We start from the raw sequence: 23,953 nt of genomic DNA on the forward strand, positions 1-23,953 counted from the left end.
GCCTACGCGCGCAGGGTCGCTCCCAGGGCGGCGGCGGCTTGGACGGCGGCCTCGCGGGCGGCGGTGATGTCCTTGTCGGCGAGGGTGCGGTCGGGGGCGCGCAGGCGCAGGGCGAAGGCCAACGAACGCTGGCCGTCGGGCACCTGGTCGCCGGTGTAGACGTCGAAGAGGCGCACCTGTTCGATCAGCTCGCTCGCCCCCGCCAGCGCCTCGCGCACCCGCTCGGCGGGCACGGCGGCGTCGATCAGGAAGGCCAGATCCTCCTTGGCGACCGGGAACGGTGAGAAGTCGGGCTTCGGGCCGATGGCCGGGGCGACGGCCAGCAGCGCGTCGAGGTCGACCTCGGCCACCGCGACCCGGCCGTGCAGGCCGTAGGCCTCCACGACGTCGGGGTGCAGCTCGCCGGCGTGGCCGACGAGCGTGCCGTCGGCCAGCGTGAACTCCGCGCAACGGCCCGGGTGCCACGGCGCGACCTGCGCCTGGCTCACCTCGACCTCGACGTGCAGCACCTCGGCCAGCTTCCGCACGACCGACACCGCGTCGGACCAGGCCACCGGTCGGGCGGCGCCGTCCCAGCCGCCGTGCTCCCTCTCGCCCACGAGCACGAGGCCGACGTGGAACGGCTGGTCGGGCAGGGCGGCGTCGAGCACCGCCAACTGCTCCTCGCTGGGGCGCGACTCCACGCCGTAGATCGGCGCGACCGGGTCGCCCTCGGCCGGACGGAACACGCGGCCGATCTCGCTGATCTGCACGCTCTCGTGACCCCGCCCGACGTTGAGCGAGGCGGCGCGCAGCAGGCCGGTGAGCAGCGTCGTGGTCAGGCCGGGCTCGCGCTCCGACAGCGGATTGGCGAGCAGCACCTGGCGGCGGCGCGCGTCGTCGGTGGGCAGGCCGAGCTTGTCGAAGTCGGCAGGACCGACGAACGGCAGCGTGGTCACCTCGACCAGGCCCGCGCCCGCGAGCACATGGCCGGTGCGACGCCGCAACTGCTGATGCCGGGTCAGACCGCGTCCACCGGTCGGCGTCGGCACGATCGACGGCACATTCTCATAGCCAGCCGAGCGCAGCGCCTCCTCGACGAAGTCGTAGGGGTCGTTCAGGTCGAAGCGCCAGGTCGGCGGCGTGACCGTGAAGGCGGCGCCGTCGGTCTCGACCACACAGCCGTTGGCCTCGTAGGCGGCCTGCGCGTCGGCAGGACTGATGTCGACGCCGCTGATCCGCGCGGGCAGATCCACCGGGAACGTCACCGAGGCGCGCGCCGGAACCTCGCCCACCTGGCCGAAGCCGGGCTCCAGCGTGCCGCCGGCCAACTCGACCAACAGCTCGGCGACCCGCGCCGCGGCCACGAGGGTCAACGCCGGGTCGACGCCCCGCTCGAAACGCTTCGACGCCTCCGAGGGCAACTTGTGGCGACGCTCGGCGTGGAAGATCGTGACCGGGTCGAAGTGCGCGGCCTCGATGACGACGTCGGTGCTCGTCTCGTCCAGCTCGACGCGCGCTCCACCCATGACGCCGGCGAGGCCGATGACGCCGGAGCCGTCGGTGATGAGCAGATCCTCGGTCGTCAGCGTGCGCTCGACGTCGTCGAGGGTCGTCATGGTCTCGCCGTCGCTCGCCCGGCGCACGACGATCTCGCCGTCGAGCTTGGCCCGGTCGTAGCAGTGGTTCGGCTGGCCGAGCTCCAACATGACGTAGTTGCTGATGTCGACCGCGAGCGAGATCGAGCGCATGCCCGCCTGCTCGATCCGGCGCGCCATCCAGGCGGGGGTCGGTCGGGTCGGGTCGATGCCGGTGACCGTCATCGTGGTGAACAGCGGACAGGCGTCGGCGTCCTCGACCCGCACCGGGTAGCCGCCGTCGCCGGACGGCAGAGCGACCCTCTCAGCCGGATCGACGAACGGGACGCCGAAGGCGAGCGCCGCGTCCCGGGCGACGCCGCGCAGGCTCAGCGCGTAGGCGCGGTCGGGGTTGACCTCCAGCTCCAAGGTCTGCTCGGCCAGGCCCAGCAGCTCGACAGCGCTGTCGCCCGGCTCGGCGCTGCCCGGCTCCAGCACGAGGATGCCGTCGACCGACGGGTCGTCGGGCAGGCCGAGCTCGGCGGTCGAGCAGATCATGCCGTCCGAGACGTGGCCGTAGGTCTTGCGCGAGCCGATCTCGAAGCCCAGCGCGGGCAGGTAGGTGCCCGGCAGCGACACGACGACGAGGTCGCCGACGGCGAAGTTGTGCGCGCCGCAGATGATGCCGCGCGAGGGCACGTCGTCGCCGGGCGCGTCGGGCACCGACTCGACGTTCTGCGCGCCGACGTCGACCCGGCACCAGTTGACGACCTTGCCGTTCTTCTGCGGCTCGGGGTTGATCGCCAGCACCCGGCCGACGGTCAGCGGGCCGGTCAGGCCGCCGCCGTGGATCTCCTCCAACTTGAGGTCGTGCATGGTGAGGCGGTCGGCGAGCTCCTCGGTCGTCGTGCCCTCGGGCAGTTCGACCAGCTCGCGCAGCCATTCGACGGGAACGCGCATCACGACCGCCCTCCCGTGACAGAAAGGTGGAAAGAATACGGGAGGACGCTCGTGATCATCTGATGGTTCACTCGCTGGCGCTCGCTCATAGACCAACTCCGAACGGCTCGGTGAAGCGGATGTCGCCGTCCCACAGGTCGCGCAGGTCGGCGATGTCGTAACGGCTGGTGATGGTGCGGTCCAGACCCATGCCGAAGGCGAAGCCGGAGTACACCTCGGGGTCGACGCCGCAGGCGGTCAGCACGCGCGGGTTGACCACGCCGCAGCCGCCCCACTCGACCCAGCCCTCGCCGCCGCAGGTGCGGCAGTCGGCGACCCGCGCGGGGTCGTTGTGGCAGACGTAGCAGAGCAGGTCGACCTCGGCGCTCGGCTCGGTGAACGGGAAGTAGGACGGGCGGAAACGCGTCGTCATCTCCGTGCCGTAGACCGCCTGCGCGAAGTGGTCGAGCGTGCCCTTGAGGTGCGCCATCGACAGGCCCTTGTCGATCGCCAGGCCTTCGACCTGGTGGAAGACGGGCATATGCGTGGCGTCGGCCTCGTCGGTGCGGTAGACGCGACCGGGGCAGACGACGTAGATCGGGGGCGTGCGGGTGAGCATCGTGCGCGCCTGCACCGGGGAGGTGTGGGTGCGCAGGACCATGCCCGACTCCTGCGAGGCCTCCTCGCCCGACTTCACCCAGAAGGTGTCCTGCATGGTGCGCGCCGGATGGTCCGGACCGAGGTTGAGCGCGTCGAAGTTGAGCCACTCGGCCTCCACCTCGGGGCCCTCGGCGACCTCCCAGCCCATCGCGACGAAGATGTCGGCGACGGTCTCCTGGATGGTGGTGATCGGGTGGCGCGCGCCGACGGGCTCACGGTCGACCGGCAGCGTGACGTCGACCGTCTCGGCGGCGATGCGCGCGGCCTTCTCGACGGCCTCCAGCTCCTCGGTGCGCGCGGCGACGGCGCGGTTGACCTCGCCGCGCGCCTGGCCGACCCGCTGTCCGGCTTCTTTGCGGGCCTGCGGCGGCAGCGCGCCGATCTCCCGGTTGGCCAGGGCGAGCGGCGAGCGGTCGCCGGCGTGGTCGAGGCGGGCCTGCTTCAACTCGGCGAGCGTCGTGGCCGCCGCGACGGCCTCCAGCGCCTCGCCGGTGACCCGGGCGATCTCGTCGGGATGCAGCGGCGTGACCTCGACAGGGTCGTAGTCAGAGTTCGGGGCGGACACGAGGCACGAGTCTAGTCCGCTGAGCTGGCTAGTCCGTCAGCACATCGGGCTCGTTGACCGGCAGCCAGACGTCGATCTGCGCCCCGCCGCCCGGCGCGTCGCCGATCTCGACGTGGCCGCCGTGCTGGCTGACGATCCCGCCGACGATGTACATACCGAGCCCGCTGCCCGCCCCCGGTCCGGAGCGCCAGAACCGGTTGAACACCCGCTGCCGCTCCTCCTCGGGGATGCCCGGACCGGCGTCGACCAGCCGCAGCCGCGCGCCCGGCTCGCCGCCCCGTCCCTCCTCGACGACCTCGACGCGGCGCAGCCCGTGGCCGTGGCGCATCGCGTTCTCTACGAGGTTGGTGATGACCTGGGCGAGCCGGTCGGCGTCGCCCCAGATCACGTCGACCTCGTCCAGCTCCGCGCTCCACGACGGCGCGCTGGCCGCCGACACGCTGCGCAGCACCCGTCGCGCGACCTCGTCGAGGCGCACCGGCGCCCGCGCGAGGGCGAGCCGTCCGGCGTCGATGCGGGCGGCGTCGAGCAGTTCGGTGATGAGTCGGCTGAGCCGGTCGGCGTCGGCGTCGACGGTCTCCAACATGAACTGGCGCTGCTCGTCGGTGAAACGGTCCCATTTGCTGAGCAGGGTGGCGGTGAAGCCCTTGATGCCGGTCAGCGGCGACCGCAGCTCGTGGGCGACGGTCGCGACGAGGTCCGACCGCTCCCGGTCGAGGCGGTCGCGCACGGCGGCGCTACGGAGGCTGACGACCACCTGGTCGACCTCGCCGCCGACGCGGTCACGGCGCAGCGCGGCGGTGATGAGGTACTCGACCCCCTGATGGGAGAACCACGACTGCTCGGCGACGGCCGTGCGCGTGTTCAACCCGTCATAGGGGCGGGCGCAGTCGATCCACGCGTTGCCGCTGCGGTCGTCGAAGGGCATCGCCTCGGCCAGCGGCAGGCCGACGAGGTCATCGCGTCCGACGAAGCGCAGCGCCCGCCGGTTCGCGGCGGTGACCCGACCGTCCCGACCGGCCACGATCACGCCGTCGGGGAACTCCTCGACGTCCATACGCGCCCTCAGCGCTCCCGGCCGGACACACCGGTGAACCGTTCGAGGCGAGGACGCAGCACACCCTGACCGCGCGCCCGCAACAGCAGCCACCCGACGACGGCCGAGACCACGAACATCACCATCGAACCCAGGAACTCCCCCAGGTGGTCGACACCGCCGCGCAACGCCTGCGCGGCCAGCACGATCAGCGAGATGAAGACGAAGGCCGCGCCGGTCAGCACCAGGAAGTTGCCGACGATCGCGACCAGCAGCGCCAGCAGGAACGACACGACGCGTTTGGCCCGGTCGAGACGGGGGTCGGCCGTCCAGGCGGCCAGGCCTCGTTCGGCCCACCGGAGCACGACCACGCACGCCCCCGCCAGCACGGCGACCCCGAGCAGTCCCGGACCGTAGTCGACGACCGTCGACAGCGAGCCGTCCACCGTGATCGCGGCGACGAGCGCGACGACGCCGAGCGCGGCGACCACCAGCGCCAGGTCGAGGAACAGCAGCGCGGCCAGCGCGGCACCCACGCCGAGGGCTCGCCTCGGCGACTGTGCGGATGAACTCATGCGATCACCGTCCTTCTGCGCGCTCCGACCTTATCGGTCTAGCATCGGCGCATGCCAGTCCCTCCTTTCGGCGGCGCGCGGACGACCGCGAGCATGATAGCCCTGCTTGTCGGCGGTTACGCCACAACGGTGCTCGTCAAACTGTCGATCAACCTCTCTGACGCCCATGCCTGGGCGGCGCTCAACGTCTTCGACCCGCCGACGGGTTACTTCGAGTCCTCCTTCTGGACGCTGGCGACCTACCTCGCCGTGACGGCGACGGCGCTGCTGGCCTTGTTCGGCCTGATCGCGCTCGCCGCCCGGAAGGCCGGCGCCGCGGTCACGATGGTGGTCTTCGGCGTGCTGGCGCTGCTCGCATGGCTCTTCTACGCCGTCACCACCTTCATCGCCAGCGACACCTTCGGCAGGTCGGTGTGGCCGGATTTCTCCGGCCCCTGGCCCTACGACCTCTCCTCGTTCACCGCCATGCCGACGGCGACACTGCTGGTGATCCTCCTCGGTTCGATCCGCGGCGCCCGACGTACCGCTCCGGCGACCTTCGCCGCCGCTCCGCAGGGCCGGCCCACACCGCGATTCCGGGCCCCGACGGAGGAGGACGAGTACACGCTGTGGCGCACCGGCCAGGAGTTCGGCCCCTACTCGCTGGAGGACGTGCGCGCCTTCGCCGCGCAGGAGACGATCCTGGCCGACGACTGGCTGCGACTGCCCGACGGTCGGTTCATCCGCACTGCGGAGCTGCTCCGGGCGCCCGCCCCTCCGGTGCCGTCGCCCCCGGCTCCGGAGCGTCAATTCCTCGTCTGGCGCGGCGCCGAGTACGGGCCCTACCCGGAGTCCCAGGTGCGGGCGATGGAACAGCGCGGCGAGATCGGCCCGACCGACTGGCTGCGCGAGCCGCACGGCCAGTTCGCCCCGGCCCGCCAGATCCCGGGTCTGCTCGGCTAGGAGCGTTGGGCGCGGGCGCTGGCGTAGAGGCAGACGGCGGCGGCGGCGGCGAGGTTGAGGCTCTCGGCCTGGCCGTAGATCGGGATCGACACGACGCGGTCGGCGAGGGCACGTCGTTCCGGCGGCAGGCCCCAGGCCTCGTTGCCCATGAGCCAGGCGGCCCGGGCGGTCCGGTCGAGGGCGGGGTCGAACAGCTCGACGTCTCCCCCGCCGTCGGCGGCCAGCACGGCGAGTCCCGCCGAACGGACCGCGTCGAGGGCGGTCTCGACGTCGCGTTCGACGACGACTGGCAGGTGGAACAGGCTCCCGGCGGTCGAGCGGACGACTTTCGGCCCGAGCGGGTCGACGCAGTCACCGGCGAGGATCACCGCGTCGGCTCCGGCCGCGTCGGCGCAGCGGATCACCGCGCCCGCGTTGCCGGGGTCGCGCATGTCGGCGCAGACCACGACGAGCCGCGCCTCGGACAGATCGACCTCGGACAGGTCACGGACGATCGACCGGCAGCGGGCGACCATGCCCTGCGGCGCGACGGCGTCGGCGATCTCCGCGACGACCTCAGGCTCGACCACTTGCCAGTCCGGCGAGGCGGCGACGATGTCGGGGTACCGCTCGGTCGCCGCAGCGGTCGCGAACGCCTCGATCACGACCCCGGCGGCGACCGCCTCGCGCACCGCCTGCGGCCCCTCGGCGAGGAACTCCCCCGTTTTCACGCGAAAAGCCCGAGTGGCGAGCCGCCGAGCGTGCCTCACCCGTCCGCTACGGACGGTGAGGGACTGCTCGGGGCTCGCCACTCGGGCTCAGCGAGGAGGGACGGACCGCGTCAGGCGGCCGCGTCGTCCTTCGGCGCGTTGACGTCGGCCGGCAGGTTCTCCTTGGCCAGCGTGACCAGCGCGCTGAACGCGGCCGGGTCGCTGACGGCCAGCTCGGCCAGGTTCTTGCGGTCGACCTCGACGCCCGCGGCCTTGAGGCCCTGGATGAAGCGGTTGTAGGTCATGCCGTCGGCGCGGACCGCGGCGTTGATGCGCTGGATCCACAGGCGGCGGAAGTCGCCCTTGCGCGCCTTGCGGTCGCGGTAGTTGTAGACGAGCGAGTGGGTGACCTGCTCCTTGGCCTTGCGGTACAGGCGCGAACGCTGACCGCGGTAGCCGGAAGCGCGCTCGAGGGTCTCGCGGCGCTTCTTCTGTGCGTTGACAGAACGCTTGACGCGTGCCATCTGATTCTCCTAACGAATGGGGGAAAGCCGACGGTCAGAGACCGAGCAGCTTCTTGACCTTCTTGGTGTCGGCCTTCGAGACCTCCGTGGTGCCGTCGAGACGGCGCGTACGGGTCGAGGGCTTGTGCTCCAAGAGGTGGCGGCGGTTGGTCTGCTCGCGGCGGAGCTTGCCCTTACCGGTCACCTTGACGCGCTTCTTCATTCCCGAGTGGGGCTTGAACTTCGGCACTATGCCTCCATGTCTGGGTCGAGGTTCTCGGAACGTCGACGTGGCTTCTTCTTGGGGGTGGCGGTGGCGGCCTCGCGGTGCGCCTTGTCGGCGGCCTCGTCGGCCTCCCGCTGCGCGGCCTTCTCGGCGGTGGCCTTGGCCTTCTCGGCCTTGACCTCGGCGAGGGCCTCGGACTTCTTCTTGTGCGGGCTGAGCACCATGGTCATGTTGCGGCCGTCCTGGCGGGCGTTCGACTCGATGAAGCCCAGGTCCTCGACGTCGGCGGCCAGCTTCTGCAGCAGGCGGTAGCCGAGCTCGGGGCGGTGCTGCTCGCGACCGCGGAACATGATCGTGATCTTGACCTTGTCGCCGGCCTTGAGGAACCGCACGACGTGACCCTTCTTGGTGTCGTAGTCGTGCTGGTCGATCTTCGGCCGCAGCTTCATCTCTTTGATGATGGTGTTCGTCTGATTGCGTCGCGACTCGCGAGCCTTCTGCGCCGCCTCGTACTTGAACTTGCCGTAGTCCATGAGACGGCAGACGGGCGGACGGGCCTGAGGAGCGACCTCGACGAGGTCGAGCTCGGACTCGGCGGCCAGGCGCAGAGCGTCCTCGATGCGGACGATGCCCACCTGCTCACCACCGGGGCCGACGAGTCGGACCTCGGGAACGCGGATGCGGTCGTTGACGCGCAACTCAGTGCTGATAAATCCTCCTGATGGTCGATTCGAAACGGAAGCCACCAGGGCGCGCAGGATGTCGTCACGACATCGCGCTCACAGCCGGAGAACCGGCACGACCCCAGGACCCGTGAGCCCTGCAGGTGGGAGATGGCCTCCACTTCCGCGCAGAACCCTACCAGGCCCGGGCGTCTTCGTGAAATCGCGGCTCACCGCACGACCGGCTGGCGCAGGATCGTGCGTCGGCGCTCGGGCGGGGTGCGGCGGGCGTCGCTGAGGTAGACCTCGTGGTGGCGGCCCGTCAGCCGCAGTCCCTCGGCGGGGACGAACTCGTGGTGCAGGCGGTCCAGCACCGGGCCCTCGTCGTCGAAGGAGCCGATGTGCAGGGTCTGGACGCACAGTCCCTCGTCGAGCCTCTCGACGCGGAGGTCGTCGATGCGGGGCGGGCTCTTCCTCTCCCGAACCCGCGCCACGACCTCGTCGACCAGCTCCGCCTCGATCCACGCCGGGACCATGAGCAGCAGCGTCCAGTCCCACTGCGACTTGTCGCGCGCGGCGGTGAAGGCGTCCATGTCGTCGGCCGACCACAGGCCCTCCAGCGGCGGGACGACGTAGTCGCGGCCGAGGTCGTTCTTGCTGGCGAACTTCAACCCGTAGGCCACCGGGTAGAGCGTCTCGACCGCCGCCGCGAACGCGGGCGAGGTGTTGGGGTCGCCGTGCCCGTCGACCATGAGATAGCGGGTCGCGGGCAGCTCGACCAGCCGGAACTCGCCCGGCTTGCCCTGGTAGCCGTCGAGCGTCTTCTTGAAGTCGGTCTTGTCCATCCTGAATCCCTGTCGCCGCACGGACACACAAGTGAAACACAGATGAGCCATGATCGGCGCATGCCCTGGCGAGTGCGCACGACCCTGGAGAACCGGCCCGGCATCCTGGCCGAGGTCGCCCACGCCTGCGGCCGCGCGGGGCTGAACATCGTCGCGATGCAGGTGCTGGGGTCCGGGGAGCAGGTCACCGACGAGTTCGTGGTCGACGGGGACGCCGACGAGCTGTCGATCGCCCGCGTGTTCCGGGAGGCCGGCGGCGCGGGGATCGCGGTCACGCGGATCGATGACGGCCGGGTGGCCGACGCGCCGACCCGCTATCTGGAGGCCGTCCACCAAGTGTTGGAGGAGGGGCGCGATGTGGAGGAAGTCCTCCAGGAGTTGCTGGCGACCGAGCCGCCGGACGTGGTCGACTACGCCGGACACGACGTGCTCGACCTGGTCCGGCGCGGCGGCACGACCCTGCGGATCAGCCGCGCGGTCCCGTTCACCCCGGCCGAGCGCTCACGCGCCCAGGCTCTGTTGTCGCTGGTGAGCGACGCGGGCGCGGACCTCCCGCTGCTCGCGCCGTCGGACGCCGCCCACCCCTTCCCGATGGTGCGGCGGGCGACCCTCTCCGACATCGACGCGGTCGCCGCGCTGCACGGGCGGTGCAGCGTCGCCACGCTCTACGCCCGCTATCAGACGCCGCTGCGCATGCCGATGACCACGCGCATGGCCCGTCGGCTGGTGGTGCCGGACCACGGCGGGGTCGCGCTCGTCGTGCAGGCGGGCCTCGACGTCGTCGGGCACGCGGTGGTCGAGCCGCAACAGGACGTCTGGACCGCGCAGTTGCTCGTCGAGGACGACTGGCAGGGGCGCGGCGTCGGCGCGATGCTGGTCCGCCAGGCCGCCGAGACCGCCCGCGAGCAGGACGCCCGTTCGCTGACCTTCATCTCCGCCGACTCCAACGACCGCCTCCTGCGCGCCGTCGGCGCGGCCGGCTTCATCGCCCGCGTCGAACGCCACGACGACCAGATCCACATCAGCGTGCCGCTCTAAGCAGCAGCCGCGCGCTCCAGGCGTTCGAGGAGTTGGCGGGCTCCGGCGGCGGCCTGGAAGTCCTCCAGGTGGCGGCGGCGGTCCTCGTCGGAGGCGTAGTAGGAGCGCAGCGTGACGCGGGTCCGCGGGGACCCGCCCTCCTCGACGTCGAAGGTCACGACCGAGCGGGACGGGGCGAGCCCCCACTCGGCCGACCCCTGATGGACGTAGGCGAGCCGGCGACCCGGATCGACGTCCTCGAAGAGGTAGAGGTTCGTGTACTCCGTGCCGTCGGGACCGCGCATCACGACGTCGAAGCGGCCGCCGTCGCGGACGTCCAATGCGCGCACCGTGCTCGTGAAGCCGTCGGGACCCCACCACCGCGCGATGGCGTCGGGATCGTTCCACGCCGCCCAGATCCGCTCGGGCGTCGTCGCCATGACGCGGCTGAGTTCCAGGTCGGGCACAGGGTCCATGCCGAGACCCTACGCCCCCCTGAAGCGGCGAGTTGTCCACGTAACAGAGTTGGTGGGTGTCTCATCCACCCTATGGACGCTCATACGGTGGATAAGGCACCACCGCTAGAGCCTCACTTCTTCAAAATCCGGTCGAGGTACTTCGTCCGGACGGAGTCGTCGACGCGGGTGATGGCGGCGTCGTCTTTGGCGGCGCGGCGGACGAGGCCGAGGATCGGCTCGGGCACCAGTGTGGCGGCGTTGGAGGCGACGCCGACGTAGCCGGGCACGGCGATCTCGCCGGATCGGGTGCGCACGGACTTGACCACGGCGTTCGCGATGTCCTCGGGGTCGACCGTGGGCAGGACGCCGAGGTCGATGCCGGACGACAGTTCGGTCCGCACCGCGCTCGGCAGGACGGCGGTCACCGAGACGCCGGTGTCCTTCATCTCCAAGCGGGTCGCGGCGGTCATGCCGACCACGGCGTACTTGCTGGCGTTGTAGACCGCCAGGCCCGGCAGCGGGAACTTGCCCGCGAGCGAGGCGACGTTGACCAGATGGCCGCGCCCCCGCTCGACCATGCCCGGTAAGGCGAGCCGCATGCCGTGGATGACGCCGTAGACGTTGACGTCCATCGTCAGCCGGTCGACCTCGTCGGCCTGCTCCAGGAACGCACCGTTCGGCATGACGCCGGCGTTGTTGACCAGCACGTCGAGCGGACGGCCAGCCCACTCCTCGGCGGCGGCCAGCCAGGCGCGATAGGACTCCTTGTCGGTGACGTCGAGCGCCAGGCCGATGGCCCGCGTCCCGATGGCGTCGGCGGCCTGGGCCGCGAGGTCGGCGTCGAGGTCGCCGAGCGCCACCTTCGCGCCCCGCGCGGCGAACGCCTTGGCGGTCTCCAGACCGATGCCACGGGCCGCGCCGCTGATGGCGACGAGCGCGCCGTCGAGGTCGATCTTGGGGTACTTGCTCATGCCGGCACCGCCTCAAGGAAAAGCACGGTAGGCGATACCGGCATGAGGTGATCTTGAACTTTCGCTCGCTGGCGCTCGCTCATGCTGACAACTCCACACTCTCGGAACGGACGATCTCGAAGACGGACGGGTCGAAGCGGCTGACCCGGCGGGTCAGCTCGGTGGTGGACCAGGGCCAGCTGAAGGAGTTCCGGCCGTTGCGGTCGATGTAGTAGCTGTGGCACTGGCTGAGGTTGTAGGCCGTGCCGGGCAGCGCCGCCTGCACCTCGGCGACGTAGGCGGCCTGCGCGTCGGCGCTCACCTCCAGCGACGCCCAGCCCTGCTCGCGGGCCTGGCTGACGGCGCGGGCGATGAACTCGACCTGCGCCTCGGCGATGGAGAAGGCCGAGGAGTGCGCGGTGCCGAGGCTCGGGCCGAGCACGATGAAAGCGTTGGGGAAGCCGCTCACGACGGTGCCGAGATAGGCCTCCGGGGACCCCTGCCAGTGGTCGTCCAGCGTGCGACCGTCGGAGCCCCGCACCCGGTTCGCGACCGGCATGTCGAGGATGTGGAAGCCAGTGCCGATGATGATGGCGTCGACCTCGGCGCTCGTGCCATCGGCGCCGACGACCGTGGAGCCGCGGATGTGCTCGACGGCCGTGGCGTGCACGTCGACGTTCGGCTTCGTCAACGCCTGCAGGTAGCTATTGGAGAACAGGATGCGCTTGCAGCCCATCATGTAGTCGGGCGTGAGCTTGGCGCGCAGCTTCTTGTCCCGCACGACCGTGCGCAGGTAGGCCTGCCCGACGCCCTGCAGCGCCTGCATGAGCGGCTTGGGCCGGTGGAAGGCCGCGCCGACGCCCTCCAAAATCCCATACTCCACTGTCTGAACGACCTTGTTCACCAGCGGCAGACGGCCAAGCGCCCACTTCTGCACGCCGGGCGCGGTGTAGTCGGGCTTGGGCAGCACCCAGTGGGCAGTGCGCTGGAACAGGTGGACCCGCTCGGCTTCCTTGCGGATCTCCGGCACGAACTGGACCGCCGACGCACCGCTGCCGATGACGGCGACCCGCTTGCCGGTCAGGTCGTAGTCGTGGTTCCAGCGGGCCGAGTGGAAGACCTCGCCCTCGAAGTCCGCGAGACCCGGGATGTCGGGGATGTTCGGCTCGTTCCACGGCCCCGCCGCCGCGACGACGAAGCGGGCCGTGCGGGCTCCCACGTTCGTGTCGATCCGCCACAGCGACGCGGAATCGTCCCAGGCGGCCTCCAGCACCTCGACGCCGAACTCGGTGACGGCCGGGAGGTCGTGGGCGCGGGCCACCTGGTCGATATACGCGAGGATCTCCGGCTGCTTGCCGTACACCCGCGACCAGTCGGCCTTCGGCGCGAAGGAGAACGAGTAGAGGGCCGACGGCACGTCGCAGGCACAGCCCGGATAGGTGTTGGCGCGCCAGGTGCCGCCGTACGTGTCGGCCTTCTCTACGATGGCGAGGTCGGTGACCCCGGCCTCGCGGAGCTTGATCGCCGTGGCGATGCCGGAGATGCCCGCTCCGACGATCACCACCTCGTGATGGGTGGTCATGCGGTCCTCTCGATGGCGTCGGCGATCCGACGGGGGGCGACGCGCCGGGACACCGCGAGGGTGGCCTCGCGACGGCGCAGGTCCATGAAATTCGGTCCGGTGGCGTGCAGTTCCTCGGTGCCAGGCTCGACGCGGATCACGCGGACGCCCGCGGCCTCCAACGCGGCCTGCTCCCGGTCGAGCACGGCGGTCATCTGTCGGCGCAGGAGTCGTTCGACCCGGTGCGCGCCACGGCCGGGGACGCCGCCGCTGGTGGTCATCGGCGCGACGATCACCACCTCGTCGAGCTCTGCGGGGAGCGCGAGGTCGGCGGAGGTCGGGGAGGCGGTGCCGCCGTCGAAGTAGTCGCGCCCGTCGATGTGGACCGGCGGGAACCAGCCGGGGATCGCCCACGAGGCGGCGATGGCCTCGCCGAGGCCGGCTGCGGGATGGCCGGGAGCGCCGAAGGCCGCACGCTGGCCGGACCTCGTGTCGAGGCCGATGATCCAGGTCGCCGGGTGGTCGACCCAGCCGCCCGCGTTCGCGAGTCGGTCGCCGAGGGTCCGCAGCCAGGTCGCGTCGGCGCGACCGCGCGGCAGGAGCCCGGCGAGTCCGGTGTACAGGCCCTGGCGGTTCCTCACCGCCTGACGGGTGACACCGACGCCGGGCCAGCCGAGTCCGGGGACCGGCGGGACCATGCCCGGATGCTCGGCGAGGTGGTCGCGCAAAACCGGGTCGGCGTCGGGCTCGCCGTCGAGCGCCGCGAGGATCTGCGCGGGCGCGCGGCCGGCGCCGAGCATCGCGACCATCTCCGCGCCCGCCGAGGTGCCGATCAGCAGGTCGGCCTCGCGGACGTCCCAGTCGAGCGCCCGCTCGACCTCGGCCAGCATGACCGCTGTCCAGGCGAATCCGAGCGTGCCACCGCACCCGATGACCACCCCACGGCGGATCGCCATGCGCGCTCCCGTACTAGAGGTATGTGCCGAGAGTCACAGTAGTCGATGACAGTAAAACTGTCACGGTCACGACCTTGGAAGTGTTCGTATATCCAAGTACCGTATTAGAAGACATACAGCGAGGAGTCGCCATGGCGAAGACCCTGATCGAGATCGACGACCAGCTCATGGATGACGCCATGAGGCTCAGCGGGAACACCACCAAGAAGGCGACCGTCACCGACGCGCTGACGCTGTTGGTCCGTCAAGCCAACGCCCGTGAGTACATCCGCAGCCTGCGGGACGGAATGGCTGGCGACCTGGACGACCCCGAGGTCATCGCCCTCGCGCAGCGATGAGGCAGATCTACCTGATCGACAACTCCGTCACCCAGCGTGTGGGCCGGTCCGACGCTGTCGCCGACGCCATGCTGGGACTGCTCGCCATCGGAGAGCTCGGCGCGGCGCTCCCCCAGATTCTCGAGCAGGGATTCTCAGCGAGGAACCCCGTCGAGCACGAGCGCATCCTCACCCAGTCAGAGCGCTCGACCGTGTTCCTCCCGCCCGACGCGGAGGTCGCGGTCATCGCGCTCCACCTTCAACGCTCGCTGTTTCGCGCGGGCATGGGACGCGCTGTCGGCGTGAGCGACCTGCAGATCGCCGCCACGGCGATCCGGCACACTGACGAACGACAGACCGTCACTGTCGTCCACTACGACCATGACTTCGATCATGTCGCCGGAGTCGAACCACGTTTCCACGCCCAGTGGATCGTTCCCGCTGGCTCGGTCGCCTGACTCACTCCGTGGCGCGGACCCAGGCGGTGCCGGTGGGGGTGTGGGCGAGGGTGTCGCCGGCGGCGAGGTGACGGAGGTCGTCGGTCTCGACGACGCTCCAGTGGGGCTGGCCGAGGTCGAGGATCAGCGCCGAGGCGCCCTCGGCGACCGCCGACTGCGCGGCGGCCTGGCCGTAGACCGGGACCGGACGGGCCTGCGGGTTCCATGCCTCCAACGTCGCCACGCTGGTGAAGGCGAGCAACGCCTGACGTCCGTCGGCGCCGGCCATCAGCACCGCCGCCATGTCGGCGTTCTTGTCCGAGCCGTCGCTGGCCCGCTCGCCCAGCACCGCGACGATCGGCACGAACACCCGCGCCTCGCCGAGACGGGCCAGGGTCGCCGACGTGTCACCCAGCACCGGCGCGAGCGCCGGATCGGTCAGACCGTCGTCGCCGGGGAAGGCGGGCTCGGCGAGGCTCCCCTCGTGGTCGCTCACGCGGCGTCCGCCCAGGCGCGCAACCACCGCACGACGTCACGGCTACCGCCGCCGTCGGTGCGCTGGATCGCGAACAACATGACCCGTTCGTCGTCGGTGGTGACGAGGGTAGGCCAGGGCGCACCCTCGCGCATCGAGACGCCCTCCACCTGGTCCCAGGTGAAGCGGTGCGTGCGATAGCCGTTGAGCACCTCGACACCGGCCGCGTCGGCCTTCACATAGCTGCGGCCGACACCGTGCAGGACGGCGAGGACCATGATCGCGAAGAGGGTCATCGTGACCTTCTCGGAGTTCGCGAAGCGAACGTAGTCAGGCAGCGACACCGCCACGACGACCGTCATCACGACGCCGATCAGCGCCACGCCGTAGGCGACGACCCGGGGTCCCTGAGGGCGCACGACGAGCGGCTGGTCGGTGGTCATCGCCCCTCCCGCCATCAGATGCGGCACGCGAGGACGTCGGTGACCAGGATGCCGCGCGCGCCCACGGCGTACAGGTCGTCCATGACCCGCTGGGCGGCGTCGCGCGGGACCATCGCCCGCACCGCCGACCAGCCCTCCTTGTGCAGCGAGGAGACCGTCGGCGACTCGATGCCCGGCGTGAGCTGGACGGCCGCCTCCACCTGCTCGGTGGGGATGTCGTAGTCCATCATCACGTAGGAGCGGGCGACGAGGACGCTCTCGACCCGGCGGCGGAACACCTCGAAGCCCTCCGGCTCGGGGGCCTCGGCGCGGCGGATCAGCACCGCCTCGGAGGTGAGGATCGGGTCGCCGAAGACCGCGAGGCCCGCCTGGCGCAGGGTCGTGCCGGTCTCCACGACGTCGGCGATGGCGTCGGCCACGCCGAGCCGGATCGAGGTCTCGACCGCGCCGTCCAACCGGACGACCGAGGCGCTCATGCCCCGCTCGGCCAGGTAGTTCTCGACCAGGCCCCGGTAGGAGGTGGCGATGCGACGTCCGTCGAGCTGCTCGACCGACGTGATCTCGCCCCCCTCGGGCGCGGCGAAGCGGAAGGTGGACCCGGCGAAGCCGAGCGCCATGACCTCGTCGGCCTGCGCCCGCGAGTCGAGCAGCAGGTCGCGGCCGGTGAGGCCGACGTCGAGCGTTCCCTCGCCGACGTAGATGGCGATGTCGCGGGGGCGCAGATAGAAGAACTCGACGTCGTTCTCGGCGTCGACGCAGACGAGGTCTTTGGAGCTGCGGCGCTGGCGGTAGCCGGCCTCGGCCAGCAGGGAGGCGGCGGCCTCGGCGAGCGATCCCTTGTTCGGGACGGCGACTTTCAACATGGGATGAGTCCTTAGAGGTGGGCGTACACGTCGTCCAGCGTGATGCCCGTGGCGAGCATCATCACCTGCGCGTGGTAGAGCAGCTGGCTGAGCTCCTCAGCCGTTCGCTCGGCGCCCTCGTGCTCGGCGGCCATCCACGACTCGGCGGCCTCCTCGACCAGCTTCTTGCCGATCTGATGGACGCCCGCGTCCAACTCGGCGACGGTGCCCGATCCCTCGGGACGGGTCTGGGCCTTGTGGCTGAGCTCGGCGAACAGCTCGTCAAACGTCTTCATGTCGGTGTCAGTCTAGGGCCGACACGAGCGAGCGGAGCGCCTGCCGTGCGCCGAGGGCGGCCTCGGCGGCCTCGCGCCCCTTGTCCTCGCGGCTGCCGGGCAGGCCCGCGCGGTCGAGCGCCTGCTGCTCGTCGTCGCAGGTGAGCAGGCCGAAGCCGACTGGGACGCCGGTGTCGAGGGCGACGCGGGTCAGGCCGTCGGTGGCCGCCGCCGAGACGTACTCGAAGTGCGGGGTGCCGCCGCGGATGATGACGCCGAGCGCCACGACCGCGTCGAAGCCGGCGACCGCGCAGCCCTGGGCGATGAGCGGCAGCTCGAAGGAGCCGGGCGCGCGGATCAGCTCGACCTCGGCCACGCCCGCCTCGGCCAACGCCTTCCGGGCGCCGTCGACGAGGCCGTTCATCACCTGGGTGTGCCACAGCGAGGCGACGATCGCGACGCGCGCGCCCGCTCCGTCGACGGTGAGTTCGGGGGCGCCGTGTCCGGCCATCAGAGGTCTCCTGCCGTCGTGGCGAGCGGGAGGTCGTGCCCCATGCGCTCGGCCTTGGTGGTGAGGTAGCGAAGGTTGTGCTCGGTGGGAGCGATGCGCAGCGGCCGCTGCTCGACGACCGCGACGCCGTACTGCTCCAGCGCGGCGGTCTTGTCGGGGTTGTTGGTCAGCAGGCGCACCGAACCGACGCCGAGGTCGCGCAAGACCTGCGCGGCGGCGGCGTAGTCGCGCTCGTCCTCGCCGAAGCCGAGCTGGAGGTTCGCCTCGACGGTGTCGTGCCCCTGGTCTTGCAGCGCGTACGCCTGGAGCTTGTGCAGCAGGCCGATGCCCCGGCCCTCGTGGCCGCGCAGATAGACCACGACGCCCGCGCCCTCGGCGGCGATCTGCGCGAAGGACGCCTGCAACTGGGGTCCGCAGTCGCAGCGCTGCGAGCCGAACACGTCGCCGGTCAGGCATTCGCTGTGCACCCGCACCAGCAGGTTCTCCGGCGTGACGTCGCCGTAGATCAGCGCGATGTGCTCGGCGCCGTCGATCGTGTCGCGGTAGCCGAGCGCGGTGAACGTGCCGAACTCGGTCGGCAGGCTCGTGGTCGCCAGCCGCTCGACCTGCTGCTCGTGACGGCGCAGATAGACCTGCAAGTCCTCGATCGACACCAGCGCGAGGCCGTGCTCGTCGGCGAAGGCGCGCAGCTCCGGCAGCCGCTTGAGCGTGCCGTCGTCGTTCATCACCTCGCCGATGACGCCTGCGGGGGTGAGCCCCGCGAGCCGCGCCAGGTCGACGGCGGCCTCGGTGTGGCCGGGACGCTCCAGCACGCCGCCTGGCTTGGCGCGCAACGGCACGATGTGGCCCGGCTGGGTGATCTCGAACGGCTCGGTCGCCGAGTCGGCCAGCACCCGGCAGGTGCGGGCGCGGTCGGAGGCCGAGATGCCGGTGGTCACGCCGTCGCGGGCGTCGATGGAGACCGTGTAGGCGGTGCGCAGCCGGTCGCGGTTGTGCGGCGTCATCAGCGGGATCGCCAGCCGGTCGAGGATCTCCCCGACCACCGGCGCGCAGACGAGACCACTGGAGTAGCGGACCAGGAAGGCCATCAGCTCCGGCGTCGCCTTGCTGGCGGCGAAGATGATGTCGCCCTCGTTCTCCCGGTTCTCGTCGTCGACCACGACGACCGCGCGGCCCGCCTTGATGTCGCCGACGGCCCGCTCGATCGGGTCCAACACCACCGGACTCAGGGCGGTCTCAGTCATTCGCAGATCCTTTGCGGTGGTCGAGCATGCGCTCGACGTATTTGGCCAGCACGTCGACTTCCAGGTTGACCGGGTCGCCAGGGGCGAGCGCGCCGAGCGTCGTGTCGGCGAGGGTCGTGGGGATGAGCGAGACGGAGAACCACGGCTCCGGCCCGTCGCTCACCTCGACCACGGTCAAGGAGACGCCCTGGACGGTGATCGACCCCTTCTCGACCGCATAGCGGGACAGATCCGCCGGCAGCGAGAAGCGCAAGATCTCCCAGTGCTCGCTCGGCTCACGGCTGACCAGCTCACCCGTGCCGTCGACATGGCCCTGCACGAGGTGGCCGCCGAGCCGGGCTCCGGCGGCGAGGGCGCGCTCCAGATTGACCTTGCACCCGACCTCGAGCGCGCCGAGCGAGGTGCGGGCCAGCGACTCGGCCATGACGTCGGCGGTGAAGGTGTCGGGGGTGAGGTCGACGGCGGTCAGACAGCAGCCGTCGACCGCGATGGAGTCGCCATGGCGGGCGTCGGCGAGCACCACGGCATCACGGATGGTGATCCGGGCGGCGTCGCCGTGGGTTTCGAGCGCGGCGACCTCGCCGACCGACTCGATGAGTCCGGTGAACATCAGACGTAGGTCTCCCTCGGGGCTTGGCCGGGCGTGCCGATGATGCGGATGTCGGGGCCGATCATGGTCAGATCGGTGATGTCGATGGGTCGCAGATCGGCGAGCGTGGTGGCCTCGCCCTCCAGCGCGGCGCGGCCGGAGCCGAGCATCGCCGGGGCGATGTAGCCGATGACCCGGTCGATGACGCCGGCCTTCCAGAAGCCGCCGGCCAGGCGTGGCCCGCCCTCCAGCCAGACGTGGTGGACGCCGTTCTCGACCAGCTTGGCCAGCACCTCGTCGGGCTCGCGCGACTGGATCATGAGCGTCGGCGCGACCCGGTCGAAGACGCGGTAGTAGTTCGGGATCGTGCTCTCGCCGACGACGACGCGCAACGGCTGGCGGTCGTAGGGCAGCGGCAGGTCGTCGACGTCGCGCACGGTGAGCCGGGGGTCGTCGGCCAGGACCGCGCCGGTGCCCGCGACGATGGCGTCGCACTGGGCCCGGAACTGCTGCACGTCGCGGCGGGCGTCGGGTCCGGTGATCCACTTGCTCGACCCGTCGGGGGCGGCGCTGAGGCCGTCCATCGTGGCGGCGTACTTCCAGGTGACGAAGGGGCGGCCGTTCGTGACGGCGAAGCGCCAGGCGAGGTTCTGCGGCGCGGCCTCGTCGGCCAGCACGCCGGTCTCGACGTCGATCCCGGCGGCGCGCAGCACGTCGGCGCCGCCGCCGGCCTTCGGCGTCGGGTCGGTCTCGGCGATGACGACGCGCGCGACGCCCGCCTCGATGAGCGCGGCAGTGCAGGGGCCGGTGTTGCCGATGTGCCGGCAGGGCTCCAGGGTGACGACGGCCGTGCCGCCCTTCGCCTTCTCGCCCGCAGCGGCCAACGCCTCGACCTCGGCGTGCGCGCCGCCGCGCACCGTCGCGCCGACCCCGACCTCGCGGCCGCCTGAGTCGAGCACGACGCAGCCGACGGTCGGGTTGGGCAGACAGTTGCCGCGCATCCGGGCCGCGTCGACGGCGCGGCGCATGGCCTGCTGCTCGATCTCGCTCGCCATATCGCTTCCTCGTATCGGGCTCGCCGAATCCGGGGTCGCCTCAGGGAGGCCAGGACTCTTCCCTTCCGGACTTTGACCGTCGGTCCTGGAGTTCCACCAGGTCAGCCGTGCCTGTCGGCACGGGTCGCGGACTGTCACCGCCGGCTCGGAATTTCACCGACCCCAGAGTCTGCGAGCGTGAACTCGTCGTCGGCGAGTCTACAAGCCCCGCTCACGAGAGATTTCCACACCTGTCGCGAGAGACTTCTGACCATTCCGAAGGCCACAACTCTCTCGTGAGCGTTAGGAGAGCTTCTCGAGGATGAGCTCGCGGACGCGGGCGGCGTCGGCTTGGCCCTTCATCTCCTTCATGACCGAGCCGATGAGGGCGCCGGCGGCCTGGACCTTGCCGCCGCGGATCTTCTCGGCGACGTCGGGGTTGGCCTCGATGGCGCGGTCGACGGCCTCGCTCAGCGCGCCGTCGTCGGAGACGACCTCCAGGCCGCGCGACACCACGACCTCCTCGGGCGTCCCCTCACCAGCCAGCACGCCGTCGAAGACCTCGCGGGCGAGCTTGTCGTTGACCCGGCCCGCGTCGATGAGCGCCTGGACGCCCGCGACCTGCGCCGGGGTGACCGGCAGCTCCTCCAGCGCGACACTCGTGTCCTTCGCGCGGCGGGCCAGCTCGCCCAGCCACCACTTGCGGGCGGCCTGCGGGGCGGCCCCGGCGTCGATCGTCGCCGCGACGAGGTCGAGCGCGCCCGCGCCGACCGTGTCACGCATATCGAGGTCGGAGAAACTCCACTCGGCCTGCAGCCGCTTGCGGCGCTCGGCCGGCGGCTCGGGCAGCGTGCCGCGCAACTCCTCGACCCACTCCCGCGACGGGGCGACCGGCGCGAGGTCGGGCTCGGGGAAGTAGCGGTAGTCCTCGGCGTCGGACTTCTCACGGCCCGGCGACGTGGAGCCGTCGGACTCGTGGAAGTGCCGCGTCTCCTGCACGACCTTGCCGCCGCCGTCGAGGATGCCGGCGTGACGGCCGATCTCGAAGCGCACCGCCCGTTCGACCGAGCGGAAGGAGTTGACGTTCTTGGTCTCGCTGCGGGTGCCGAGCACGTCTGAGCCGGTCGGCTTGAGCGACAGGTTGACGTCGGCGCGCAGCGAGCCCTGGTCCATGCGCGCGTCGGACACGTCGAGCGCCACCATGAGGTCGCGCAACTGGTTGACGTACGCCCGCGCGACCGCCGGGGCCTTGTCGCCCGGCACCTCGATCACCTTGGTGACGATCTCGATGAGCGGGATGCCCGCGCGGTTGTAGTCGAGCAGCGAGTGGTCGGCGCCGTGGATGCGACCCGTCGCGCCGCCCACGTGCAGCGACTTGCCGGTGTCCTCCTCCATGTGCGCCCGCTCGATCTCGATGCGGTACGTCTCGCCGTCGCCCCCATCCTCAGACGGCAGAGTGACGTCCATGTAGCCGTCGAAGGCGATCGGCTCGTCGTACTGCGACGTCTGGAAGTTCTTCGGCATGTCCGGGTAGAAGTAGTTCTTCCGGGCGAACCGGCACCACTCGGCGATCTCGCAGTTGAGCGCCAGGCCGATGCGGATCGCCGACTCGACCGCCTTGCCGTTGACCACCGGCAGCGCGCCGGGCAGGCCGAGGCAGACCGGGCAGACCTGGGTGTTCGGCTCGGCGCCGAAGGTCGTGGAGCAGCCGCAGAACATCTTGGTCGCGGTGTTCAGCTCGACGTGGACCTCCAGGCCCATGACCGGCTCGTAGCGGGTCAGCGCGTCCTCGAAGGACACCTGCTTCGTCGCGGTGCTCATCGGACGACCTCCTCGAGGGCGGGGGCGGACACCAGGCGCTCCAGGGCGGCGCCGGCGTTGTAGAGCCGGTCGTCGGCCATCGCGGGGGCGAGGAACTGCGCGCCCACCGGCAGGCCGTCGTCGAGCCCGATCGGCACGCTGACGCCCGGCACGCCCGCGAGGTTCGCCGGGATCGTGCAGACGTCCTCCAGGTACATCGCCAGCGGGTCGGCCGACTTCTCCCCGAGCTTCCACGCGGTGTGCGGGGCGGTCGGCGACAGCAGCACGTCGACGGTCTCGAAGGCGGCGGCGAAGTCGCGCGCGATGAGCGTGCGGACCTTCTGCGCCGAGCCGTAGTAGGCGTCGTAGTAGCCGCTGGACAGCGCGTAGGTGCCCAGGATGATCCGGCGCTTGACCTCGTCGCCGAAACCGGCGTCACGGCTGGCGGCCATGACCTGCTCGGCCGACGGGCCGCGGGCGTCCTCGGGGGCGAGACGCAGGCCGTAGCGCATCGCGTCGAAGCGGGCCAGGTTGCTCGACACCTCGCTCGGCATGACGAGGTAGTAGGCGGCGATGCCGTGCACGAAGCTCGGACAGGAGACCTCGACGATCTCCGCGCCGGCCTCGGCCAGCTTCGCGACGGCCTCGTCGAAGCGGGCGCGCACGCCGGGCGCGAAGCCGCTAGCCGACTCACCACTGGCGCCGAGTTCGCGGATGACGCCGATCTTCAATCCGGCCACGTCGCCACGGCGGGCCGCCTCGACCACCGACGGCACGGGCGCGTCGACGCTGGTGGAGTCCATCGGGTCGTGGCCGGCGATCACCTCGTGCAGCAGCGCCGCGTCGAGCACGGTGCGGGCCATCGGGCCGACCTGGTCGAGGCTGGACGCCATCGCGATGACTCCGTAGCGGGAGACGCCGCCGTAGGTGGGCTTGACGCCGACCGTGCCGGTCATCGCCCCGGGCTGGCGGATCGAGCCGCCGGTGTCGGTGCCGAGGGCGAGCGGAGCCTCGTAGCCGGCGACCGCCGCCGCCGAGCCGCCGCTGGACCCGCCGGGGATGCGGGCGGTGTCCCACGGGTTGCGGGCCGGGCCGTAGGCGGAGTGCTCGTTGGACGAGCCCATCGCGAACTCGTCGAGGTTGGTCTTGCCGAGGATCGGCAGGCCCGCCGCGCGCAGCCGGGCCACGACCGTCGCGTCGTACGGCGGGATCCAACCCTCCAGCATCTTCGACCCGGCCGTGGTCGGCTGGCCGGTGGTGTTGATGAGGTCCTTGACCGCGATCGGCACTCCCGCCAACGTCGGCAGGCTCTCGCCCGCGGCGCGGCGCGCGTCGACGTCGGCCGCGGCGGCCAGCGCCCCCTCGACGTCCACGTGCAGGAAGGCGTTGAGGTCGCCGTCGACCTCGGCGATGCGGTCGAGGTGGGCCTGCGTGGCCTCCACGGAGGTCACGTCACCGGCGGCGAGCGCCTCGGCCAGGTCGGCGGCGGTGCGCCGCGTCAACTCCGTCATCACTCCTCCCCCAGGATCTTCGGGACGAGGAAGCGCTGCTCCTCGCTCTCCGGCGCGCCCGCGAGGGCGGCCTCCGGCGTCAGGCCCTCGCGGACCTCGTCGACGCGGAACACGTTCGTGACCGGGATCGGATGGCTCATCGGCCGGGTGTCCTCGCCGGCGGCGTCGACGACGCCCTGCACGGCGGCGACATGGTCGAGGATGGCCGGGAGCTCGGCGCCCAAGCGGTCGAGCTCGGCGTCGTTCAGGCTGATGCGGGCGAGGCTCGCCAGATGGGCGACGTCCTCCCGCGAGAGGGGCGACGGCATGCGTCTCCTGAGTCGAGGGGGCAGTAC

General features: G+C 71.1%; 28 protein-coding genes and 1 riboswitch. Of the genes, 4 read left to right on the forward strand and 24 right to left on the reverse strand.

Features of this window, described 5'->3' with window-relative positions; genetic code table 11:
* Positions 1-2 precede the first annotated feature (2 nt).
* The 4 genes from pheT to QM621_RS06660 form a co-directional block, all read right to left on the reverse strand.
* Positions 3-2,516 (reverse strand): phenylalanine--tRNA ligase subunit beta, encoded by a 2,514-nt coding sequence (gene pheT, locus QM621_RS06645; protein WP_414989585.1) that lies wholly within the window; start codon positions 2,514-2,516, stop codon positions 3-5.
* Between the two features lie 85 nt (positions 2,517-2,601).
* Entirely contained in the window at positions 2,602-3,720 is a 1,119-nt protein-coding gene (pheS, locus tag QM621_RS06650; RefSeq protein WP_414989586.1) for a phenylalanine--tRNA ligase subunit alpha, read from the reverse strand.
* Positions 3,721-3,748: 28 nt separating this feature from the next.
* Positions 3,749-4,777, reverse strand: coding sequence for an ATP-binding protein (locus QM621_RS06655; protein ID WP_414989587.1), 1,029 nt, complete (start codon positions 4,775-4,777; stop codon positions 3,749-3,751).
* 8 nt (positions 4,778-4,785) lie between these two features.
* Positions 4,786-5,331, reverse strand: coding sequence for a hypothetical protein (locus QM621_RS06660; RefSeq protein WP_414989588.1), 546 nt, complete (start codon positions 5,329-5,331; stop codon positions 4,786-4,788).
* A 51-nt stretch (positions 5,332-5,382) separates the two neighbouring features.
* Here QM621_RS06660 and QM621_RS06665 point away from each other — a divergent pair, with 51 nt between their 5' ends.
* On the forward strand, positions 5,383-6,273 hold the full coding sequence (locus tag QM621_RS06665) for a hypothetical protein (protein WP_414989589.1): 891 nt from the start codon (positions 5,383-5,385) through the stop codon (positions 6,271-6,273).
* On the opposite strand, the gene QM621_RS06670 is transcribed toward QM621_RS06665, so the two are convergent.
* The 5 genes from QM621_RS06670 to QM621_RS06690 all read right to left on the reverse strand — a co-directional run bounded on the left by QM621_RS06670 (position 6,270) and on the right by QM621_RS06690 (position 9,198).
* The gene (locus QM621_RS06670) at positions 6,270-7,064 is read right to left on the reverse strand and encodes a TrmH family RNA methyltransferase (protein ID WP_414989590.1); all 795 of its coding nucleotides are present in this window, start codon (positions 7,062-7,064) and stop codon (positions 6,270-6,272) included. The genes QM621_RS06665 and QM621_RS06670 overlap by 4 nt on opposite strands.
* Positions 7,065-7,093: 29 nt before the next feature.
* Positions 7,094-7,486, reverse strand: a complete 393-nt coding sequence (gene rplT / locus QM621_RS06675; RefSeq protein WP_414989591.1) for a 50S ribosomal protein L20 — start codon at positions 7,484-7,486, stop codon at positions 7,094-7,096.
* Between the two features lie 34 nt (positions 7,487-7,520).
* Positions 7,521-7,715: a 50S ribosomal protein L35 gene (gene rpmI, locus QM621_RS06680; RefSeq protein WP_414989592.1), complete on the reverse strand. Its 195-nt coding sequence runs from the start codon at positions 7,713-7,715 to the stop codon at positions 7,521-7,523.
* The gene (gene infC, locus QM621_RS06685) at positions 7,715-8,389 is read right to left on the reverse strand and encodes a translation initiation factor IF-3 (RefSeq protein WP_414989593.1); all 675 of its coding nucleotides are present in this window, start codon (positions 8,387-8,389) and stop codon (positions 7,715-7,717) included. The genes rpmI and infC overlap by 1 nt, the downstream gene beginning before the upstream one ends.
* Before the next feature lie 194 nt (positions 8,390-8,583).
* Positions 8,584-9,198 carry a GyrI-like domain-containing protein gene (locus QM621_RS06690; protein WP_414989594.1) on the reverse strand — a complete coding sequence of 205 codons (615 nt, stop codon included), beginning with the start codon at positions 9,196-9,198 and terminating at the stop codon, positions 8,584-8,586.
* A 60-nt stretch (positions 9,199-9,258) separates the two neighbouring features.
* Here QM621_RS06690 and QM621_RS06695 point away from each other — a divergent pair, with 60 nt between their 5' ends.
* Positions 9,259-10,236 carry a GNAT family N-acetyltransferase gene (locus QM621_RS06695; protein ID WP_414989595.1) on the forward strand — a complete coding sequence of 326 codons (978 nt, stop codon included), beginning with the start codon at positions 9,259-9,261 and terminating at the stop codon, positions 10,234-10,236.
* Here QM621_RS06695 and QM621_RS06700 read toward each other — a convergent pair.
* The 4 genes from QM621_RS06700 to QM621_RS06715 all read right to left on the reverse strand — a co-directional run bounded on the left by QM621_RS06700 (position 10,233) and on the right by QM621_RS06715 (position 14,140).
* A complete protein-coding gene (locus QM621_RS06700) occupies positions 10,233-10,691 on the reverse strand; it encodes an SRPBCC domain-containing protein (protein ID WP_414989596.1) in 459 nt (152 codons plus the stop codon). The two genes, QM621_RS06695 and QM621_RS06700, sit on opposite strands and share 4 nt — an antisense overlap.
* Positions 10,692-10,804: 113 nt before the next feature.
* Positions 10,805-11,644, reverse strand: a complete 840-nt coding sequence (locus QM621_RS06705) for an SDR family oxidoreductase (protein WP_414989597.1) — start codon at positions 11,642-11,644, stop codon at positions 10,805-10,807.
* A 79-nt stretch (positions 11,645-11,723) separates the two neighbouring features.
* Complete coding sequence (locus QM621_RS06710; protein WP_414989598.1) at positions 11,724-13,205, reverse strand: flavin-containing monooxygenase; 1,482 nt, start codon at positions 13,203-13,205, stop codon at positions 11,724-11,726.
* A complete protein-coding gene (locus QM621_RS06715) occupies positions 13,202-14,140 on the reverse strand; it encodes a patatin-like phospholipase family protein (RefSeq protein ID WP_414989599.1) in 939 nt (312 codons plus the stop codon). The genes QM621_RS06710 and QM621_RS06715 overlap by 4 nt, the downstream gene beginning before the upstream one ends.
* Positions 14,141-14,271: 131 nt before the next feature.
* On the opposite strand from QM621_RS06715, the gene QM621_RS06720 reads away from it, so the two are divergent.
* Together QM621_RS06720 and QM621_RS06725 are read left to right on the forward strand one after the other, a co-directional pair.
* Positions 14,272-14,478 (forward strand): type II toxin-antitoxin system VapB family antitoxin, encoded by a 207-nt coding sequence (locus QM621_RS06720; RefSeq protein ID WP_414989600.1) that lies wholly within the window; start codon positions 14,272-14,274, stop codon positions 14,476-14,478.
* Positions 14,475-14,915 carry a PIN domain-containing protein gene (locus tag QM621_RS06725; RefSeq protein WP_414989601.1) on the forward strand — a complete coding sequence of 147 codons (441 nt, stop codon included), beginning with the start codon at positions 14,475-14,477 and terminating at the stop codon, positions 14,913-14,915. Before QM621_RS06720 ends, QM621_RS06725 begins: the two co-directional genes overlap by 4 nt.
* Position 14,916: 1 nt before the next feature.
* Here QM621_RS06725 and QM621_RS06730 read toward each other — a convergent pair whose 3' ends face one another.
* From QM621_RS06730 to gatC, 11 genes are all read right to left on the reverse strand, one after another.
* The gene (locus QM621_RS06730) at positions 14,917-15,390 is read right to left on the reverse strand and encodes an SseB family protein (protein WP_414989602.1); all 474 of its coding nucleotides are present in this window, start codon (positions 15,388-15,390) and stop codon (positions 14,917-14,919) included.
* The gene (locus QM621_RS06735; RefSeq protein ID WP_414989603.1) at positions 15,387-15,812 is read right to left on the reverse strand and encodes a PH domain-containing protein; all 426 of its coding nucleotides are present in this window, start codon (positions 15,810-15,812) and stop codon (positions 15,387-15,389) included. Before QM621_RS06735 ends, QM621_RS06730 begins: the two co-directional genes overlap by 4 nt.
* A gap of 14 nt (positions 15,813-15,826) precedes the next feature.
* On the reverse strand, positions 15,827-16,675 hold the full coding sequence (gene hisG / locus QM621_RS06740; protein ID WP_414989604.1) for an ATP phosphoribosyltransferase: 849 nt from the start codon (positions 16,673-16,675) through the stop codon (positions 15,827-15,829).
* A gap of 11 nt (positions 16,676-16,686) precedes the next feature.
* Positions 16,687-16,950, reverse strand: a complete 264-nt coding sequence (locus tag QM621_RS06745; RefSeq protein ID WP_414989605.1) for a phosphoribosyl-ATP diphosphatase — start codon at positions 16,948-16,950, stop codon at positions 16,687-16,689.
* Between the two features lie 7 nt (positions 16,951-16,957).
* Positions 16,958-17,440, reverse strand: a complete 483-nt coding sequence (gene ribH, locus QM621_RS06750) for a 6,7-dimethyl-8-ribityllumazine synthase (protein ID WP_414989606.1) — start codon at positions 17,438-17,440, stop codon at positions 16,958-16,960.
* Entirely contained in the window at positions 17,440-18,684 is a 1,245-nt protein-coding gene (locus QM621_RS06755; RefSeq protein ID WP_414989607.1) for a bifunctional 3,4-dihydroxy-2-butanone-4-phosphate synthase/GTP cyclohydrolase II, read from the reverse strand. Before QM621_RS06755 ends, ribH begins: the two co-directional genes overlap by 1 nt.
* Complete coding sequence (locus tag QM621_RS06760; RefSeq protein ID WP_414989608.1) at positions 18,677-19,294, reverse strand: riboflavin synthase; 618 nt, start codon at positions 19,292-19,294, stop codon at positions 18,677-18,679. Before QM621_RS06760 ends, QM621_RS06755 begins: the two co-directional genes overlap by 8 nt.
* A complete protein-coding gene (ribD, locus tag QM621_RS06765; protein WP_414989609.1) occupies positions 19,294-20,328 on the reverse strand; it encodes a bifunctional diaminohydroxyphosphoribosylaminopyrimidine deaminase/5-amino-6-(5-phosphoribosylamino)uracil reductase RibD in 1,035 nt (344 codons plus the stop codon). The genes QM621_RS06760 and ribD overlap by 1 nt, the downstream gene beginning before the upstream one ends.
* A gap of 50 nt (positions 20,329-20,378) precedes the next feature.
* A riboswitch (FMN riboswitch) is annotated at positions 20,379-20,501 on the reverse strand.
* A 109-nt stretch (positions 20,502-20,610) separates the two neighbouring features.
* On the reverse strand, positions 20,611-22,128 hold the full coding sequence (gene gatB / locus QM621_RS06770; protein ID WP_414989610.1) for an Asp-tRNA(Asn)/Glu-tRNA(Gln) amidotransferase subunit GatB: 1,518 nt from the start codon (positions 22,126-22,128) through the stop codon (positions 20,611-20,613).
* Positions 22,125-23,618 (reverse strand): Asp-tRNA(Asn)/Glu-tRNA(Gln) amidotransferase subunit GatA, encoded by a 1,494-nt coding sequence (gene gatA / locus QM621_RS06775; protein WP_414989611.1) that lies wholly within the window; start codon positions 23,616-23,618, stop codon positions 22,125-22,127. The genes gatB and gatA overlap by 4 nt, the downstream gene beginning before the upstream one ends.
* The gene (gene gatC, locus QM621_RS06780) at positions 23,618-23,926 is read right to left on the reverse strand and encodes an Asp-tRNA(Asn)/Glu-tRNA(Gln) amidotransferase subunit GatC (RefSeq protein ID WP_414989612.1); all 309 of its coding nucleotides are present in this window, start codon (positions 23,924-23,926) and stop codon (positions 23,618-23,620) included. The genes gatA and gatC overlap by 1 nt, the downstream gene beginning before the upstream one ends.
* Positions 23,927-23,953 lie beyond the last annotated feature (27 nt).

This window comes from Aeromicrobium sp., assembly GCF_047606445.1.
GTDB lineage: Bacteria > Actinomycetota > Actinomycetes > Propionibacteriales > Nocardioidaceae > Aeromicrobium.